Source organism: Brevibacillus sp. M2.1A, from assembly GCF_013284355.2.
Lineage (GTDB): Bacteria > Bacillota > Bacilli > Brevibacillales > Brevibacillaceae > Brevibacillus.
The window spans coordinates 5,661,886-5,678,244 of sequence record NZ_JABSUY020000001.1 but is presented as its reverse complement, the minus strand read 5'-3'; the positions used below and the strand labels follow the sequence as shown (position 1 = coordinate 5,678,244).

At 49.5% G+C, this 16,359-nt stretch carries 14 protein-coding genes and 2 riboswitches; of the genes, 10 read left to right on the top strand and 4 right to left on the bottom strand.

Annotated elements, in window-relative coordinates; all coding sequences use genetic code 11:
• Window positions 1-34 precede the first annotated feature (34 nt).
• The 3 genes from HP567_RS27080 to HP567_RS27070 are packed head-to-tail and all read left to right on the top strand — an operon-like array spanning window position 35 to window position 3,794.
• Window positions 35-1,579, top strand: coding sequence for a spore germination protein (locus HP567_RS27080; RefSeq protein ID WP_173609980.1), 1,545 nt, complete (start codon window positions 35-37; stop codon window positions 1,577-1,579).
• The gene (locus HP567_RS27075; RefSeq protein ID WP_173609981.1) at window positions 1,579-2,679 is read left to right on the top strand and encodes a GerAB/ArcD/ProY family transporter; all 1,101 of its coding nucleotides are present in this window, start codon (window positions 1,579-1,581) and stop codon (window positions 2,677-2,679) included. Before HP567_RS27080 ends, HP567_RS27075 begins: the two co-directional genes overlap by 1 nt.
• The gene (locus HP567_RS27070; protein WP_173609982.1) at window positions 2,676-3,794 is read left to right on the top strand and encodes a Ger(x)C family spore germination protein; all 1,119 of its coding nucleotides are present in this window, start codon (window positions 2,676-2,678) and stop codon (window positions 3,792-3,794) included. The genes HP567_RS27075 and HP567_RS27070 overlap by 4 nt, the downstream gene beginning before the upstream one ends.
• Window positions 3,795-3,845: 51 nt before the next feature.
• Here the strand turns inward: HP567_RS27070 and HP567_RS27065 are convergent, their stop codons facing one another.
• From HP567_RS27065 to HP567_RS27050, 4 genes are read right to left on the bottom strand one after another with little or no spacing between them, the layout of a single operon-like run.
• Window positions 3,846-4,358, bottom strand: a complete 513-nt coding sequence (locus HP567_RS27065) for a 1,2-dihydroxy-3-keto-5-methylthiopentene dioxygenase (protein WP_015893125.1) — start codon at window positions 4,356-4,358, stop codon at window positions 3,846-3,848.
• A 13-nt stretch (window positions 4,359-4,371) separates the two neighbouring features.
• Window positions 4,372-5,028: a methylthioribulose 1-phosphate dehydratase gene (locus HP567_RS27060; protein WP_064201529.1), complete on the bottom strand. Its 657-nt coding sequence runs from the start codon at window positions 5,026-5,028 to the stop codon at window positions 4,372-4,374.
• A gap of 3 nt (window positions 5,029-5,031) precedes the next feature.
• Entirely contained in the window at window positions 5,032-5,700 is a 669-nt protein-coding gene (locus HP567_RS27055) for a 2-hydroxy-3-keto-5-methylthiopentenyl-1-phosphate phosphatase (RefSeq protein WP_173609983.1), read from the bottom strand.
• Window positions 5,697-6,911, bottom strand: a complete 1,215-nt coding sequence (locus HP567_RS27050) for a 2,3-diketo-5-methylthiopentyl-1-phosphate enolase (protein WP_173609984.1) — start codon at window positions 6,909-6,911, stop codon at window positions 5,697-5,699. Before HP567_RS27050 ends, HP567_RS27055 begins: the two co-directional genes overlap by 4 nt.
• Before the next feature lie 85 nt (window positions 6,912-6,996).
• A riboswitch (SAM riboswitch) is annotated at window positions 6,997-7,174 on the bottom strand.
• A gap of 130 nt (window positions 7,175-7,304) precedes the next feature.
• On the opposite strand from HP567_RS27050, the gene HP567_RS27045 reads away from it, so the two are divergent.
• From HP567_RS27045 to HP567_RS27015, 7 genes are all read left to right on the top strand, one after another.
• A complete protein-coding gene (locus tag HP567_RS27045; RefSeq protein WP_217367099.1) occupies window positions 7,305-7,823 on the top strand; it encodes a sigma-70 family RNA polymerase sigma factor in 519 nt (172 codons plus the stop codon).
• Window positions 7,823-9,010 carry an anti-sigma factor gene (locus HP567_RS27040; RefSeq protein ID WP_173609985.1) on the top strand — a complete coding sequence of 396 codons (1,188 nt, stop codon included), beginning with the start codon at window positions 7,823-7,825 and terminating at the stop codon, window positions 9,008-9,010. The genes HP567_RS27045 and HP567_RS27040 overlap by 1 nt, the downstream gene beginning before the upstream one ends.
• A 96-nt stretch (window positions 9,011-9,106) precedes the next feature.
• A riboswitch (SAM riboswitch) is annotated at window positions 9,107-9,252 on the top strand.
• A 158-nt stretch (window positions 9,253-9,410) separates the two neighbouring features.
• Window positions 9,411-10,640: an S-methyl-5-thioribose kinase gene (gene mtnK / locus HP567_RS27035; protein ID WP_173609986.1), complete on the top strand. Its 1,230-nt coding sequence runs from the start codon at window positions 9,411-9,413 to the stop codon at window positions 10,638-10,640.
• The gene (mtnA, locus tag HP567_RS27030; protein ID WP_173609987.1) at window positions 10,637-11,677 is read left to right on the top strand and encodes an S-methyl-5-thioribose-1-phosphate isomerase; all 1,041 of its coding nucleotides are present in this window, start codon (window positions 10,637-10,639) and stop codon (window positions 11,675-11,677) included. The genes mtnK and mtnA overlap by 4 nt, the downstream gene beginning before the upstream one ends.
• Window positions 11,678-11,775: 98 nt before the next feature.
• Window positions 11,776-12,351 carry a GNAT family N-acetyltransferase gene (locus HP567_RS27025; protein WP_173609988.1) on the top strand — a complete coding sequence of 192 codons (576 nt, stop codon included), beginning with the start codon at window positions 11,776-11,778 and terminating at the stop codon, window positions 12,349-12,351.
• A 136-nt stretch (window positions 12,352-12,487) separates the two neighbouring features.
• Window positions 12,488-14,230 (top strand): ABC transporter ATP-binding protein, encoded by a 1,743-nt coding sequence (locus HP567_RS27020; protein ID WP_173609989.1) that lies wholly within the window; start codon window positions 12,488-12,490, stop codon window positions 14,228-14,230.
• Window positions 14,231-14,249: 19 nt separating this feature from the next.
• The gene (locus tag HP567_RS27015; RefSeq protein WP_173609990.1) at window positions 14,250-16,334 is read left to right on the top strand and encodes an ABC transporter ATP-binding protein; all 2,085 of its coding nucleotides are present in this window, start codon (window positions 14,250-14,252) and stop codon (window positions 16,332-16,334) included.
• Window positions 16,335-16,359: the final 25 nt, after the last annotated feature.

Sequence of the window (16,359 nt, the reverse complement as noted above, 5' to 3'; positions counted from 1 at the left end):
AACATACTTCGGAAAAGGGCGGGAGCTGTAGCAGATGGCGATGAGAGGGTGGCTGAGAAGAAAAAAGACATCTGTCAAAGACAGGATGAGCCACTCGAGTGAGCCTATCCGTGTCCGTGAGATCAGTGAGCGATTAAGTGATAACCTTGCGGAGCTGAATGCAATATTTACGCTGACACCCGATTTGGTCATTCGGACGTTTGCGTGCCAGCATATAGAGGGGATGGTTGCTCTCGTCTACCTGAATGGCTTGGTTGACAAAAACTCTATAAACAACAATGTGCTTCGTCCGCTTTTGTCACACCCAGAGGGTGAGAAATCGACTGTTTTTGACCTGTTATCTGTCGGAAAGGTATCCGTTGCTTACGACTTTCGGAAAGTAGAAACCGAGATTTTGCTTGGGAGCAGTCTTTTATTTATCGAGGGTCGAAAAGAAGTGCTTGTGATTGAAACGAATGGATGGCCGCAGCGGGCGATAGAAGATCCACAGTTGGAGGCTGCGCTTAAAGGCGGACACCAAGGATTTGTCGAAACGGACACGCATAACATTGCCCTTATTCGCCGCTATATTCCCAACCGTGAATTAAAAATAAAAGAAATGTGGTTGGGAGAACGAGGCCTTACAAAGCTCTCGCTCATGTACTTGGCTGATGTGGCGAATCCGGAAATATTACAGGAGCTGGAGGATCGGCTCAAGATGATCAAGGTTGACTCGATTCTCAACGCGTCTGAACTGGAGGAGTATATCGAGGATAATCCTTACTCACTGTTTCCGCAGTTTTTGACCTCAGAGCGGCCGGATACAGTCGCCTCTCACATCTTGCAAGGGAAGATTGCTGTCGTTGTGGATCGCTCCCCGAGCGTATTAATCGGTCCAGCTACTTTCGCCTCCTTTTTTCAAAGTGTGGATGATTATGGTACTCGCTGGCCTGTTGCCACGTTTATTCGTTTGCTTCGATATTTAGCTTTTTTGATTGCTACTTTTTTACCTGCGATTTATATTGCGTTGATTTCTTTCAATTATGAGGTTATCCCACTCGATTTGATTTTGTCAGTCGGAGAGTCCCGCGAAAGGGTTCCATTCCCACCCTTGTTAGAGGCATTTATTATGGAGCTCACACTGGAAATGCTCCGGGAATCGGGTATTCGCTTGCCGGCTCCTATTGGACAAACTGTGGGTATCGTGGGAGGTATCGTGATTGGTCAAGCGGTTGTGCAAGCAGGGATTGTGAGCAATATTATGGTGATCGTCGTTGCATTTACAGCGATCTCATCCTTTATTATTCCGAACTACGATATGGCCTCGGCAGTCAGGCTTATTCGTTTTTTGATGATGATCCTCGCTGCGATGTTTGGGTTCGTTGGAATTATTGTGGGATTAATGGCACTGATTGGCCATTTGATTACGCTGGAATCATTAGGCGTTCCTTATGGAGGCCCTCTTGCTCCTGTGCGCTTCGGCGATTGGAAGGATTTGTTTATCCGCCTGCCACTGTGGAAAATGAAAGAGCGTCCCCTGTCAACCCATACGATTGAAGAGGAAAGACAAGGCGATAATCGGCCAAGGGAGGACGGGTGATGAAAAAGTACACGTACAACCAATTGAGCGTCCTTCAGTACATTCTCCTCATTCATGGGGCACAAGTAGGGATCGGCGTGTTGACGATTCCCAGAGATTTGGCGGAGAAGGCGAGCACCGATGGATGGATATCGCTTTTGATCGGATGGCTTGCGGCAACGCTAGTCAGTCTCGTCATCACGAACATGATGAAGCAGTATCCCGAGAAGACGATCATCGATATATTCCCATTGATCCTGGGGAAGTGGCTCGGTCGAGTCGCTATTGTTCTCATGTTCATTTATTGCGGGGTTGCAGCGTTCGTTTTGCTGATAAATGCCACGGGAATCATTAATGTTTGGCTCCTGTCTCAGACACCCGCCTATGTCGTCGTGTTCCTTTTTACGCTGCCAACTTATTTTGTTCTCCAGGGAGGGGTTCGCGCCATCGGAAGGTACGCCGAGCTCGTATTCTATCTTACGCTTTGGATACCTTTTGTTCTCACGACGGCTTATCGAGAGGTTCATTGGCTAAACTTGCTGCCAGTGATCAAGGAGGGCTGGCACCCGATATGGGAAGCGAGCAAATCCACCGTACTCTCCTTTCTTGGATTTGAGTTTGGTTATTTTGCCTACCCTTTTCTTCAAAAAAAGCAATATGCGCCTCTTGGCATTGTCATTGCGAATACATTGACGTTGTTCGTGTATCTGTCTGTCGTTGTCGTTTCCTTTGCATACTTTAGCCCCGATGAAATCACGCAGTATACATGGCCTACGCTCAATTTATGGAAAGCCATTGAGTTCCGCTTTTTAGAACGTGTCGATATTCTTTTTCTCTCTACTTATATGTTTATATTGTCAACGACTGCATTGCCGTACATCTATTTCTGTGTCTTTTCATCCAGTCAGTTATTCGGCATGAAGGATCACCGCAAGCATTTGCGCCTGTTCCTTCTTCTGGTTCCAGTGGCGCTATGGTTTTATACGCCATCCTTTATTGATCTGAAGAAATCGATACAAATTTGGAGCTTTGCAGGCTTGGTTTTTGCTTATGCACTTCCTTTATTGGCTTGGGGGCCGATCAGGCTATCGAAACGAGCAGAAGGGGGGAAAAAAGCATGAGGGCATTTGCTCAGGTACTGTTATTGAGCTTGCTGGTAACCATGTTGGCAGGTTGCAGGGATCAAATCAATTTGGAGGATACTACTTTATCGCTGATGGTCGGAATTGATTTGAACGAAAAAAACGAGCTTCTCTTTTATATCTCAAGCCCGGTGTTCAATCGTGAGGCAAAGGAAAAATCTGAGGAATACGGCATTCGGTCATCTACGATTAGAGAGTCAAGAATGGGGTTTGATGAGCGAGTAACAGGCTTGACCCAAGCAGGCAAAATTCAGGTGCTCGTGTTTGGGAAAAAGCTACTGGCTCACCCGGACTGGTTTCGGTTGCTGGATGTCGTTTTTCGGGATGCAAAGTTCAGTGTCAACGCCCGCGTGGCTATGCTTGATGGTCCGTTGCATGAGTTGTTTGATTATAAACCAAAGGACAAGCCTCGTCTGTCCATTCATGTAACAACGCTGATTGACACAGCCAATAAAAGAAATCTGACAGTAAAGACGAGGGCGCAGGAGCTCCATCGACAAATGTATGAAAAAGGGATGACACCTAGCTTGACTGAGTTGAAGAAAGAAAAGCGGGCGGTCAAGGTAATGGGGACAGCTTTGTTAAAAAAAAATGGAACGTACGTAGACTCGATAGAACCGCGGGATACGATTCTTTTGCAAACGCTGATCCATGAAAAACAAGGGGAATTGTCTGTCACCATCCCGATTAAAGAGACGGACGATCAAAAACAAATTACGAAAGACAGGATCAGTTTTTTTATCAAGGGCGTCAAAAAAAAAGTAAAAACAACCTATCAGAACGGTCGGTTTCATTTTGACGTTCATTTCAGGTTGCGAGTTTCCATATCGGAGCGCATGTTTCCGTTCAACATGGAAAAGGACTACAAAAAGATGGAGCGAATGATCAGTGACGAGTTGCAGAAGGATTACATGAAGTTAATCAAGAAATGCCAGGAAACCGGTATAGATCCGTTTGGGTTTGGTCTCTATGCGCGTGCTCATGAATATAAGGAATACAAAAAGGTAGAGGATGATTGGACGAAGGCGTTTTCCAATGCCGTTGTTGAAATCAAGCCAGACGTATCGATCAAGGGAAATGGTGTCATAAAATGAAGGGTGAAAGACAAAACCCCCTGGCAATCAGTAAATGCCAGGGGGTCGTTATTAATAGATCGCTTCCCAGCCTGCTGGAGTGACGAATAGGCGAATCGCCTTGATTTTGCGGTCGTCCATCAGGGTGAAGTAGTGGCGGTAGTTCGGTGGTACGGAGATCAGATCGCCCGGCTCCAGCTCGACGTCGAAGTAGCGACCGTCTTTGCCCTTGATAGCGAAAATACCGTGACCATCGACGCAGAAGCGGCACTCATCGTCGGTGTGGTGATGCTCGCCCTTGAATTTCACCAACAGCTCGTCGAGATTAGGTGTTTTGTCAGAGAGGACGATAATGTCCGCTGTCAAGTAACCGCGACGTTGGCTGATTGCATCGATTTCCGGTTTAAAGGTGTCGAGAATCTCTTGTTTCTCCTCGTCTGTCGGGCTGTAGTTATCACGGTGCTTTGGATCAAGGCGATCCACGCCCCATTTTTCATAAATGATCTCTTGGGTATCCAGGAAGGAGACAACTTCCTCGGGTGCGGAAATGTACTCATTGTTGTCGTGAAAACGAATTTGTGCCATCGTTTATTCCTCCTTAATTGGTGGTTGTAGTGGACACGACTGCTTGGCGCAATTGCAGCCAGCGGGCGTGATACTCGAATAGGAACTCAAAAGCTTCCAGGTGGCGCTTAGCCTCGAAGTCATTGCCGCCCCACGTGTAGATACCGTGGTTACGGATGAGTACGCCGGGAACTTCTGGTGTAATCACTTTTTCAATTTCGGTAGCCAAGGTCGGAATATCAGCAAAGTTCTCAACAATCGGAACAGTAATGCGTGCGTTTTCTTCCCAGATTCCGAGTCCCTTGATCAGCTCTTGTCCTTGTATGGAGAAAGCCCGTTGTCCAAAGTACAGCTCGGAAATGAGGTTGTTCCATACGGTATGGACGTGGAAGCAAGCCCCTGCCTTCGGGAACGTTTTGTATACGACGGCGTGGATGAGTGTTTCTGCGGACGGCTTGAGAGCAGTTTCATCCACTGGACGAGAGTCTTGATCCACAACCAGGTAATCTTCGGGGGACAGCTTGGTTTTGTCTTTGCCGCTTGCCGTTACAGCAAATTGCAAGGGATCGTTTTGTATTTTAATAGAGAGATTGCCACTGGTGCCGGGAAACCAGTCCCGGCGGGCAAATGTCAGCTTGGCGTCATCCAGACGGCGAAAGGCATCCAGACGTTGTTCGAGTGTTGCAGTCATGAATTAGACGACCTCCTGTTGGACTTGCTGTAAAATGCGAATCACATCGTGGAACGTGGCAAACTTGCTATGCGGCAATTGCAGCTCTTCCGCCTTGTCAGCGAGGAAGGAACGGGCAATCACATAGTCAGCGATTTTGGCTCCAGCCAAATCAGTGATGGAGTCGCCGATGACGATGCGGAAATGAGTTGTTGGATCGTAACGACGGATGATGGTCGTCTTGCACATGCCGCAGCCGTTCGTGCAATGTTCATCGCAAGCGTTGGGCCACGTAATGGTGATACGCTCGCCGCTGAAATCACTGCCATTACAGTAGATCGGCACATCGGTAAGATCGAAGGGTGCCAGGATAGGCTCCAGAAAAAAGTCGATGCCGCCACTCGTGATCAACAGCTCGATGCCTTCTGCGCGGCAATAGCTCACAAATTCAGCAAATCCCGGGCGAATGGTCGCTTCATGGACAATAAAATCGATAATGTCCTGGCGCAAGGAGGAGGGCAAGAGTTGAAACAGCTTGCCAACCCCTTCCTGAACGCTTATTTTTTGCGAAAGGATTTGCTCCGTCAAGCCTTCCCACTCAGGGGGAGCAAACTTGCGGACAATCGCTACAATGTTGTCTTTTTCGGTAATCGTTCCGTCGAAATCGCAGAACAGGACGAGCTTCTTGCTCATCGTGCGCCACCCCACTTTTCCAGAGCGATCGCCAGCTCTTGTGATTCAGCAGCAGCCTCTTCCAATGTTCGACCTGCGGTGACTGCCTCAATCGCGGCAACGAAAGCTTTTGCTCCTGCGGTTGCTCCACCAGGATGACCGTGGATTCCGCCCCCTGCATTGACGATTTGATCGATACCGAAGTCTTGATACAGCTGTGGAACCAGCCCCGGATGAATGCCGGCAGATGGAACCGGGAAGGAACGTCGTACACCATTCAGTGGGTCAGTCAAATGCTTGGCGAGCTGCAACGCTTCTGTTTTGTCCAGGGCGACATTGCCGTACGGAGACGGGAAGAGTACCAAATCTGCCCCAGCTACACGCATCAACGTGCCGAGTAGAAGCGGGGTGGCGATACCGTAGTCAGGTGAAGGATAGTAAGCCCCTGCCAAAGCCGGATGTGCCATGATCGGTACGTGTACATCAGGATCGGCTGCCAAACGGTGCAGAGCATCGAAGCCAAACGCCAGCACGTTGAACAAAAGGCAGTCAGCACCCGCCTCTACCGCACGCTTCGCTTTTTCGTTCAGCTCATGCACAGGTCCAGTCAGGTTGGCTGCATAGAGGACGGGCTTGCCTGTTTCGGCTTCGGTCTCCTGGGAGATCTGCTTAAACGCTTTGATCCGTTCGATAAAAGGAGCGCGGTCGTCTGCAAAGAAGATTTCGTCATCTTTCACGAGATCAACTCCGCCCAAGGCTTGTGCTCGGAATTGTGTCTTCAAATCGTCGAAAGGAAGACCCAGGCACGATTTGAAAATGCTCATCAAGAGTGGACGGTCATGTGCCCCTAAACGTTCGCGCAGACCATCAATGCCGAACTTCGGTCCAGGAAAGGCCTGAAGGAATGAGTCAGGGAAAACAACGTCAACGAGCTTGATTTTGCCATCCATCGACAGTTTACCGAATATTCCGGTCAACAAGGATGGAATGTCTGCTGTAAAATTGCGAGTCGGATAGCTAACGGTAATCAGACCGCGTGTTTCTCCGTTTTCCAGTGTCGCAATCGGTGTCGCGCTCACGGCTTCACCGAGATAAGGCGCTAGCTCAGCTTGCTTGGCAAGCGGCAGGTCCGTCCAGGAACCGACTGTCATGCCGACAGCAATGGCTTGCGCTTTCTTGTTCAAGTCTTTTGCTTGTGTGAGATAGGTGACGAGGATACGTTGTTCACTCATGGTACGCCTAATCCTCCTTGAATTATTAAAAAAGCCTCCCCATTGAGCGGGGAGGCGGTTGTCGACTATGAAAGCGTCTCGTCTCCTCTCATCTCTCGGGTCAGTAGCCGAAACGAGCCCAAAGTGCTCGATCTCGACTCTTATCCGTTGGAATTAGCACCGTTTCGCTATCCAAGGTACGCAATTATGAGCGTACGAATCATGGTATAGCGCCGGTTGCCGGGCATCATAGGGCCAGTCCCTCAGCCAGCTCGCGATAAGAGTTATTCGTTTCCCCCATGATATGACGTTCATTGTCAGGAGTCAATCTTTGTTTTTGCAGAGAATGTGCAGCAAGTTATGAGAAAAATGAGACTAAGGTGAAACTTTTTGGCAATTCCTTCGTGGTAAGGGATGAAGGGGTGTGAACGGTTTGGGAAAGTAGGTCTGGAGGATGTGTACCAGCTGCATGTAAACGATATTTACCGCTATCTTTTCCGGCTGACACGAGATGAGAAGCTGGCAGAGGATTTGACACAGGAAACCTTTTGTCGCGCCTTCTCTTCCTTGGACGACTACCGTGGGGAAAAAGTACGGCCCTGGCTGTTCAAGGTGGCCTATCACGCTTTCGTGGATGGTTATCGTAAGAGGACGAAACAACGATTTGCGTTTGTAGAAGCCCTGCCAGAAAGACCTGATCATTCGGCTGTTGATCCGGCTGAGCATGTCGTGAATCAGGAGCTGTGGGAAGTGGCCCACGACTATTTGGAGAAGCTTCCGGAAAAGCAGAGACAGGTCATTTTGTTGTCTGCATTGCAGTTTTCCTATGCGGAGATGGCAGAGGTACTCGGGATTGAGCTGGCAGACGTCAAGCGTTCCTTGTTTCGGGGACGACAAAAGATGCGGCAGTTGTGGAGGGAGGAAAGCCAGTGATGAACAAGGATGAGAATCATCGCGAGCAAAGGCTGCTTGCTTATTTGCGTGGGGAAATGGCGGAAGAAGATTCAAAACTATTCGAGGAAGAAATAGCGGCTGACGTGGAGTACGCACAGCGGTTGGAAAGGCTTTTGTTGGGGGAAGAAACGGGGGAGGACAAGGTGAAAATAAACCAGCCTGAAGCACTGTCGGCTGAAAAACAGCGTGCCATTGTGCGCCGGGGGAAATGGAAAAATCGGTTGTCCAACGCTGGGTTCACCATAGGGCTTCCCTTTTTGGCCGGAGTTGTGTTGCTGATTTTGAATGGCTGGGTCGGGTCGCTGATGCATGAAGATCTGTTCCGCGTTGCGAAGTCGATAGTCAATTTTACTCAGCCAGGTGTGAGAGTGGGTAGTAGTGGCTCGCAGGTCGGATTGCTGTACGGAAACATCAGCATGGAACTACGTGAGCGGGTTGGGGGGGAAGAAAAGGTCGCTGGTCGTTTTGAGAGTACGAATGTGCTATGGAACGTAAATACGAAGCCGCAATGGACGAACGGGGTTAGGGAACAGAAGCTGTATTTCCGTTATCCGACAGACGGGGAAATGGGGGATACGGAATCTCGCACTGCACCTGCCTGGACAACGATGGAGAAGCTACCTGAGGGGACCGTTTCTCAGCTCGCGATTTCCTTCGATCACTTCCTAACATACGAGGAGTACTATGAATTGGTTTCCCGCCATGTCACCTCTTCGGGACAAGATACGGTTTGGTTTGCGGTAGACACAGGGGTGGAGCGAAAGCAAGCAGAAGACGATGGGGCAAATCGATTTCTCGGTCCCGGGTACGTGTGGGGATTTGCGCAGCATGAACTGGATTACGGAGATGCGCCCATTCGGGTAAACGGGGAAGGGAACAGAAGAATGGCCGCCTACTTAGAAGAGATGAAGTACTTATCTGAGCAAGAAGATCTGGCTCGCGATGTCGGCAGATCTTTGCTATTTCGTAGCGACCTTCAGATAGCCGAACGATACAACTACATGCAGCAAAACGGAGTGCGAATCTACGGCGCCGTCCTCACTGGACCGACGAAAGAACTGTTGAAGCTCAAGGCCGAAAAGTCGATAACAGCAGCGTTTTTAGGCAAAGTAGACTGGTGGAATTGGGATCACCCTGCGGCATCGGGAACACAATCCAGCTATTGATAGCAAGGTGCGAATTTTTGCACAAAAGGGTGTTGACATCGTGGAAGCGTTGGTTGTATGATTCAAACTAAATCAAAAACCGAATACGTTTTGGATACCTTATCCAGAGAAGGTGGAGGGACTGGCCCGATGATACCCGGCAACCGACATGACGCCATTCAGACGCGAGGAAGCGACTGATTGACAGGCGACATGCACGGTGCTAATTCCTGCAGAAACAAAAGTGGTCTGGAAGATAAGGGGGACATCAACACGGTTCTTACACGTGACGACGGCGACCTCTTTTCTTCGGGAAAAGAGGTCTTTTTTCGTCGATAAGAATTTTAAAATTAATACTCTCGGGACACAAACAAAACAAGTAGAGATAGAGGAAAAATACGTAGAGGGGAGTTTTGGCATCATGGCATATCGCGCATTGACTGAACAGGAAGCAGTGGAGTACGTAAAAGGAATACCGGATCTTTTTAGCGAAGGAGCAGAGCTGACCAGCCGTGAAATCGGGGATGGTAACCTCAATCTGGTTTTTGACATTCTGGAGCCGGCAACCGGTAAGAGCGTCATTGTCAAGCAAGCACTGCCTTTTGCCCGCGTCGTGGGAGAATCTTGGCCGCTTACGATTGATCGGGCTCGCATCGAGAGCGAGGCACTCCGCATTCAGCACAAATACGTTCCAGACCTGGTGCCGCAGGTGTATCATTTCGACGGGGAGCTTGCGTTGACTGTCATGGAAAACGTCGGGGATCACATCATCATGCGCAAAGGTTTGATCGAAGGAAAGCGGTACCCACTATTCGCGAAGCAAATTGGCCGTTTTCTCGCGCAAACCTTGTTCTTCACATCCGATCTGGGCGCGCATCCGTACGATAAAAAAGCGCTAGTCGGAACATTCATAAATCCAGAATTATGCAAAATCACAGAAGATCTCGTCTTTACCGATCCATATGAAAATGCGCCTACCAACGATTTCAATCCGTTGATTCGCCGCGAAGTCGAGGCGATCTGGAACAACCGGCCGCTGAAGCTGGAAATCGCCAAGCTGAAATACGATTTCCTTACGCGCTCGGAAGCGCTGCTGCATGGCGACTTGCATACCGGAAGTATTTTCATCACGGAGAACAGCTTGAAAGCAATCGATCCAGAGTTTGCTTACTACGGCCCAATCGGTTTTGACATCGGGGCGGTCATTGCCAATCTGCTGCTCAACTACGCAGGCCAGCACGGTTTGCAAAAAGATCAAGGAGAACGGGAAGCGTACCGCGAATACTTACTGGAAACGGTCGAGGATGTCTGGAATGAATTCGTTTCGCAATTCGTTCAACTCTGGCACAAGCACGCCAAAGAGCGCAGCGCCCATGTCGAAGGGCTGTGGCAAAGCTACGTGAAGCGCTTGATTCAGGATACAGCAGGCTATGCCGGCTGCAAAATCTTGCGCCGTGTCATCGGTTTGGCAGGCGTAGCAGACCTGAATGCCATTGAAGACGACCAGACTCGCGCAGAAGCAGAACGTCTGGCGCTCTCGATAGGAGAAGCGTTGATTCTCGGTCGCGGCGGCATCGACGAATCGACAGATATCACGGACATCGTACGCACTGTGACCGAACGTTACTATCAGGAGGCTACAACAGTATGACAACCAGCACCCAATTGGCACCTGTTAAGTGGGAGAATGACGCATTGGTCTTGCTTGACCAGACGCGTCTGCCAGTAGAAACGATCTATTTGAACTTGACCACCTCCGAGCAAGTATGGGGTTCCATCCGACGCTTGGAAGTCCGTGGCGCACCAGCGATTGGCATGGCGGCGGCTTACGGGCTCTACCTGGGCATTCGTGGCAGTGAAGCGAGTAACTACGACGAGTTTTGGCAGGAACTGAACCAGCAGGCAGACTACTTGGGCTCTTCCCGTCCGACAGCCGTGAATCTGTTCTGGGCGTTGGATCGCATCAAGGCTCGTGTTGAAAAAGAAAGCGGTGCGTCGATTGCCGAGTTGAAGGCGTCCGTGCTCGATGAAGCACTGGCGATTCAAAAGGAAGACGCTGAAGTATGCCGGACCATCGGAGAGCATTTGCTGACTCTGTTGCATGACGGTATGGGAATTCTCACGCACTGTAATCCAGGAGCATTGGCTACGGCAGCGTACGGTACGGCTACCGCTCCCTTTTATTTGGCAAAGGAACGCGGCTGGAACTTAAAGGTGTACGCGGACGAAACTCGTCCTGTCCTGCAAGGCGCTCGTCTTACTGCATTCGAATTGCAGCAAGCAGGGATTGATGTGACGCTGATCTGCGACAACATGGCGGCGATGGTGATGTCCCAAGGGAAAGTAGAGGCTGTCATCGTGGGTACAGACCGCGTAGCAGCGAACGGAGATGTCGCCAATAAAATCGGTACGTATGGGGTTGCGGTATTGGCAAAAGCTCACGGCATTCCTTTTTACGTGGCAGCTCCCTTGTCCTCCGTCGATCTGGAGACACCGACAGGCGCAGATATTCCGATTGAAGAACGTCCAGCCGAGGAAATTACCCATGGCTTGGGCAAACAGGTAGCTCCAGACGATATCAAAGTGTACAATCCTGCGTTCGATGTAACGCCTGCGAAGTACATTACAGCGATCGTCACGGAGACAGGCATTTTCAAGCCGGAAGAGATCGGCAATAGCAAAAAATAAAAGAACTTTTTATAAGCGTTCGCCTTTTGTTGCTGGCGGGCGCTTTTTGCTCATTTTGGTGTTTTCCAGTAAAATATCCAAGAAAAGGGGAGATTCGTATGCAAACGATTCAACGGATAGCCATCAATGAAGATACGTACTTGAAACAATTAGAATTAGCTGATGCTGAGGAGTTATTTTTGCTTACGGATTCGAACCGGGAAAGTCTTATGGAATGGCTGCCGTGGCTGAATTATACGAAGAAGGTAGAGGATTCTCGTCAATTCATCCAAGCGACGATCCATCAGTACAACGATAATCGCGGCATCAACTATGGCATTTGGTACCAAGGACGTCTGGCTGGCACAGTCGGCGTACATACGATAGATTGGATCAACAAAAAGACGTCCATTGGCTATTGGCTGGGTGCGCAATTTCAGGGCAAGGGTCTGATGACAGAAGCAGTGGCGACCTACTTGGACGTATTAATCTTCGGGTCATGGGATTTGGAAAAAGTAACGATTCAGGCTGCTACAGAAAACTATAAGAGCAGATCGATCCCGGAGCGATTAGGCTTTCAACTGGAAGGGATACTGCGCCGGAATGAATTCCTGTACGATCATTACGTGGATCATGCTACTTACAGCTTGCTAAAAGAGGAATGGCTTGACTGGAAAGCCGATAAAAAATCTTAGATTGAACTGTATGCTTCGATTGACAATGAAAATTCTGTAAATTACGATGGTGAAGACAGATCAAGAGGGCTGCGTGTGATTCGCAAGCCCTTTTTTAGTCGTGCTGTTAGGCTTGAAAAAAATAGAGGTGAAATACATGCAGACACTTCGGCAATTATCTTGGTTTTTCCGCGCCTATTGGAAACGGTACGTCATTGGAATCGCTGTGCTGTTTATCATCGACGTCCTCATGCTTTGGCCGCCGAAATTAATCGGGGACACGGTGGATTCGATTCGCAACAGTTCCCTGACGGACGCTGATTTGACGCAAACAGTGGTCATCTTGCTCGTATTGGGTGTTAGCTTGTATGGATTGCGGTTTCTCTGGCGGTATTTGTTAAATGGAGGAGCTTTAATTCTCGAGAGGACGTTGCGCGAGCGACTTTTTGCCCATTTGACCAGAATGACCCCGTCGTTTTTTCATCGCAAACGCAGTGGTGATCTGATGGCTGTCGCCACCAACGACATTCCTGCCATCGAACAAACGGCGAGTACAGGGGTGCTTACGCTTGTCGATGCGTTGTTCATGACCTTGTTAACACTAGGCGTCATGGTAACAGCAATTGATTGGAAGCTGACGCTGGCTGCACTGATCCCGATGCCGTTTTTGGCTTGGTCAACGGCGTACTATGGAAGACTGCTGCATGAGCGTTTTTACTTGGCGCAGGAAGCCTTCGGAGAGATGAATGATCATGTTCAACAATCCGTATCTGGCGTTCGGGTATTGAGAGCATTTGTTCAGGAAAAGGCCGATATCGAGGCATATCGCCGGGTTAGTGAGAAAACGTTGGAGCGAAATGTGAGCGTTTCGCGGATCGACGCCCTGTTCGAGCCGACGATCGCGATTATTATTGGCTTCAGCTTTTTGATCGGGCTAGGCTATGGGACGTATTTGGTGTTCACCAGCGCCATTTCCTTAGGGGATTTGGTTGCGTTCAATTTATACTTGGGACTTTTAATTTGGCCGATGTTCGCCTTTGGTTGGCTGGTCAATGTGTTGCAGCGCGGTGGCGCATCCCATAAGCGTTTTACAGAGCTAATGGTGGAGCAGCCAGATGTGACAGAGGCAGCGAATCCGGTCACGAGTCAAATAGCCAATACCGTGGAAGCACGCCATTTTTCCTTTACGTATCCGGGCACTGACAAGCCGGCACTCACCGACATCTCGTTTCGTTTGGGTGAAGGAGAGACGCTTGGGATTGTCGGACGGACAGGGAGCGGCAAGTCGACGTTGTGCCGTGCCTTATTGCATCAATATCAGATGAAGGAACATGCCCTGTTTATCGGGGGCATCCCGATTGAAGAACTTGCTTTTGATACGCTGCGGGAAAAAATCGGCTACGTGCCTCAGGAGCATTTGCTGTTCTCACGGACGATTGCAGAAAATGTTACATTCGGAAAACCACAAGCGACGACCGAGGAAGTGATGCATGCGTTGGAGCTTGCGGAGATGAAGAGAGATCTGGAGCAATTCAGAGATGGATTGCAAACCATGGTTGGAGAGAAGGGGGTCACCCTCTCCGGGGGACAAAAACAGCGCATTTCCATTGCACGCGCGCTTTTGATGGATGCGGGTATTCTGATTCTCGACGATTCTTTATCGGCTGTGGACGCGCGGACGGAGGAAAGCATCCTTCGTCATTTGCGACAGGAGCGCGCGGATAAAACGACCATTATTACGGCCCATCGTCTGTCTGCGGTACAGCACGCTCAACTGATTCTCGTGCTGGATGAGGGGCAGATCGTCGAGCGGGGGACACATGATGAGCTGATGCAACGCAACGGCTGGTATGCAGAGCAGTACCGTCGTCAGCAAATGGAACAGGATGTGGCTGGTTGAGAGAGGGGGAAAGCGTTTCATGAGCAAAGAAAATGTATGGGGGCGTTTGACCGAGTACGCCAGGCCATTTCAAAAGCAAATACTGGGCGCGCTGTTCCTGCTCTTGCTGGGGACGAGTGCAGAGCTGGCGGGTCCTTTTTTAGCCAAGGTCATGATTGATAATCACATTCTGGCGATCCAAAAACCTTGGTATCAACTGGACGAAGTGCCACCACAAGCAGCGGGGCAAGTCGCCTCATTGAACGGTACGAACTATATTCGTGAAGATGTCGCAGCAAAGACGGGTCTTGCTTTGGACAGGATCAATCAAAAAGAAGTAACGGTACTGACTGAGGGCACGACCTATTACCTGGTGTCCGGCAAAGTGAATCCAAACACGGAGAAGCAATTCACCCCGATTACGCCAGAAAACGGCAGGGAACGCTTCGAGGTAACAACGAAGGATCAATCAGGTCAAAAGATGACCTCCACAGGCATTCGGCTGACCGCAGAGGAAGTCAAGGAGATGTATCAGGGGGATGTCTTGCCCATTGTTTGGCTGTCCGTAGGTTATGGAGCATTGATCTTGCTCTCAGCTGGTTTCAACTACGTCCAGATTTTGTGGCTGCAAAAGATCGCCCAGCGCATCATTCAGCAAATGCGGATGAAGCTGTTTATCCATTTGCAAAAGCTCCCGGTTGCCTTTTTTGACAAAACGCCAGTAGGTGCGCTTGTCTCCCGTGTGAGCAATGATACAGAAGCCATCCGTGAGCTGTATGTAAGTGTGCTCGCCACATTTGTACAGAACGGTCTTTACTTGATTGGAATCTTGATCGCGCTCTACCTTTTGCAGCCTGAGCTCGCCCTCTTCTGCTTTTTGACGGTGCCAGTGCTCGTCCTGTTAGTCTACGTGTATCAAAGGTACAGCTCTCGCTACTATGCCGTGATTCGCGCGAAGCTCGGTGATATGAACACTACGATCAATGAAATGATCCAAAACATGACGATCGTGCAGGCTTTTCGTCGGGAGAAAGGTGTACAAAAGGAGTTTGCTGATGTAAACGAAGGCTACTTCAAGGTGCGGATGAAAGAAATCAACCTCGAATCCTTGCTTTTGCGCCCAGCGGTGGATTTGATCTGGAAAGTTTCCTTGACCCTGATCGTCTGGTATTACGGCTCAACTTCCTTCCATAGCGCGATTTCCTTCGGGGCGCTTTTTGCTTTTGTCGATTACATGGGACGTTTTTTCGAACCAATCAACATGATCATGAATCGGTTGTCGCAAATGCAGCAGGCGACTATTTCGGCGGGACGTGTCTTCGAGATTATGGATGAGATGCCAGAGAAGAAAGAAACGGGTGCACAAATCGAGCGCCCGCGTGGAGAGGTTGTCTTTGATAACGTTTCTTTTGCCTATCAGGGTGACGATTATATCTTGAAAAACGTCTCCTTTACGGCTCAGCCTGGTCAAACGATTGCGCTGGTAGGGCACACCGGATCGGGAAAAAGCTCTTTGATGAATTTGCTGCTCGGGTTCTATCCGGTGACGAAAGGGAGCATTTTGATCGACGGACAAGATATGAGACAGATTGATACGCACTCATTGCGCAGTCATGTCGGTCTCGTTTTGCAGGACCCGTTCTTGTTTACGGGAAGCATTGGATTCAATATTCGTATGTACAAGGATACGATTACGGATGAAGAAGTGAAGCGGGCTGCAAAAGCCGTCCGTGCTGATGAATTCATTTCCAAGCTGCCGGGCGGTTATGACGAGCCAGTCGTCGAGCGAGGCATGACACTATCTGCCGGTCAACGCCAATTGATCTCTTTTGCACGTGCATTGGCTGCTGATCCCGCGATGTTGATCTTGGATGAAGCAACGGCAAGCATTGACAGTGAAACCGAGCTAGCCATTCAGGAAGCGTTGCATGTACTATCAAAAGGTAGGACGACATTCATCATTGCACATCGATTGTCGACGATTCAGCACGCCGACCAGATTCTTGTCTTGTCCCGTGGAGAAATCATGGAACGAGGTACCCATGATGAACTCATGGCGCAAAATGGTCTTTATCAAAAAATGTATCAGCTTCAGCAGGGGAGTGCTTCCGTAGAGAGTGCTTAGTAGGGGGCTGGGGAGGAGAAACAAC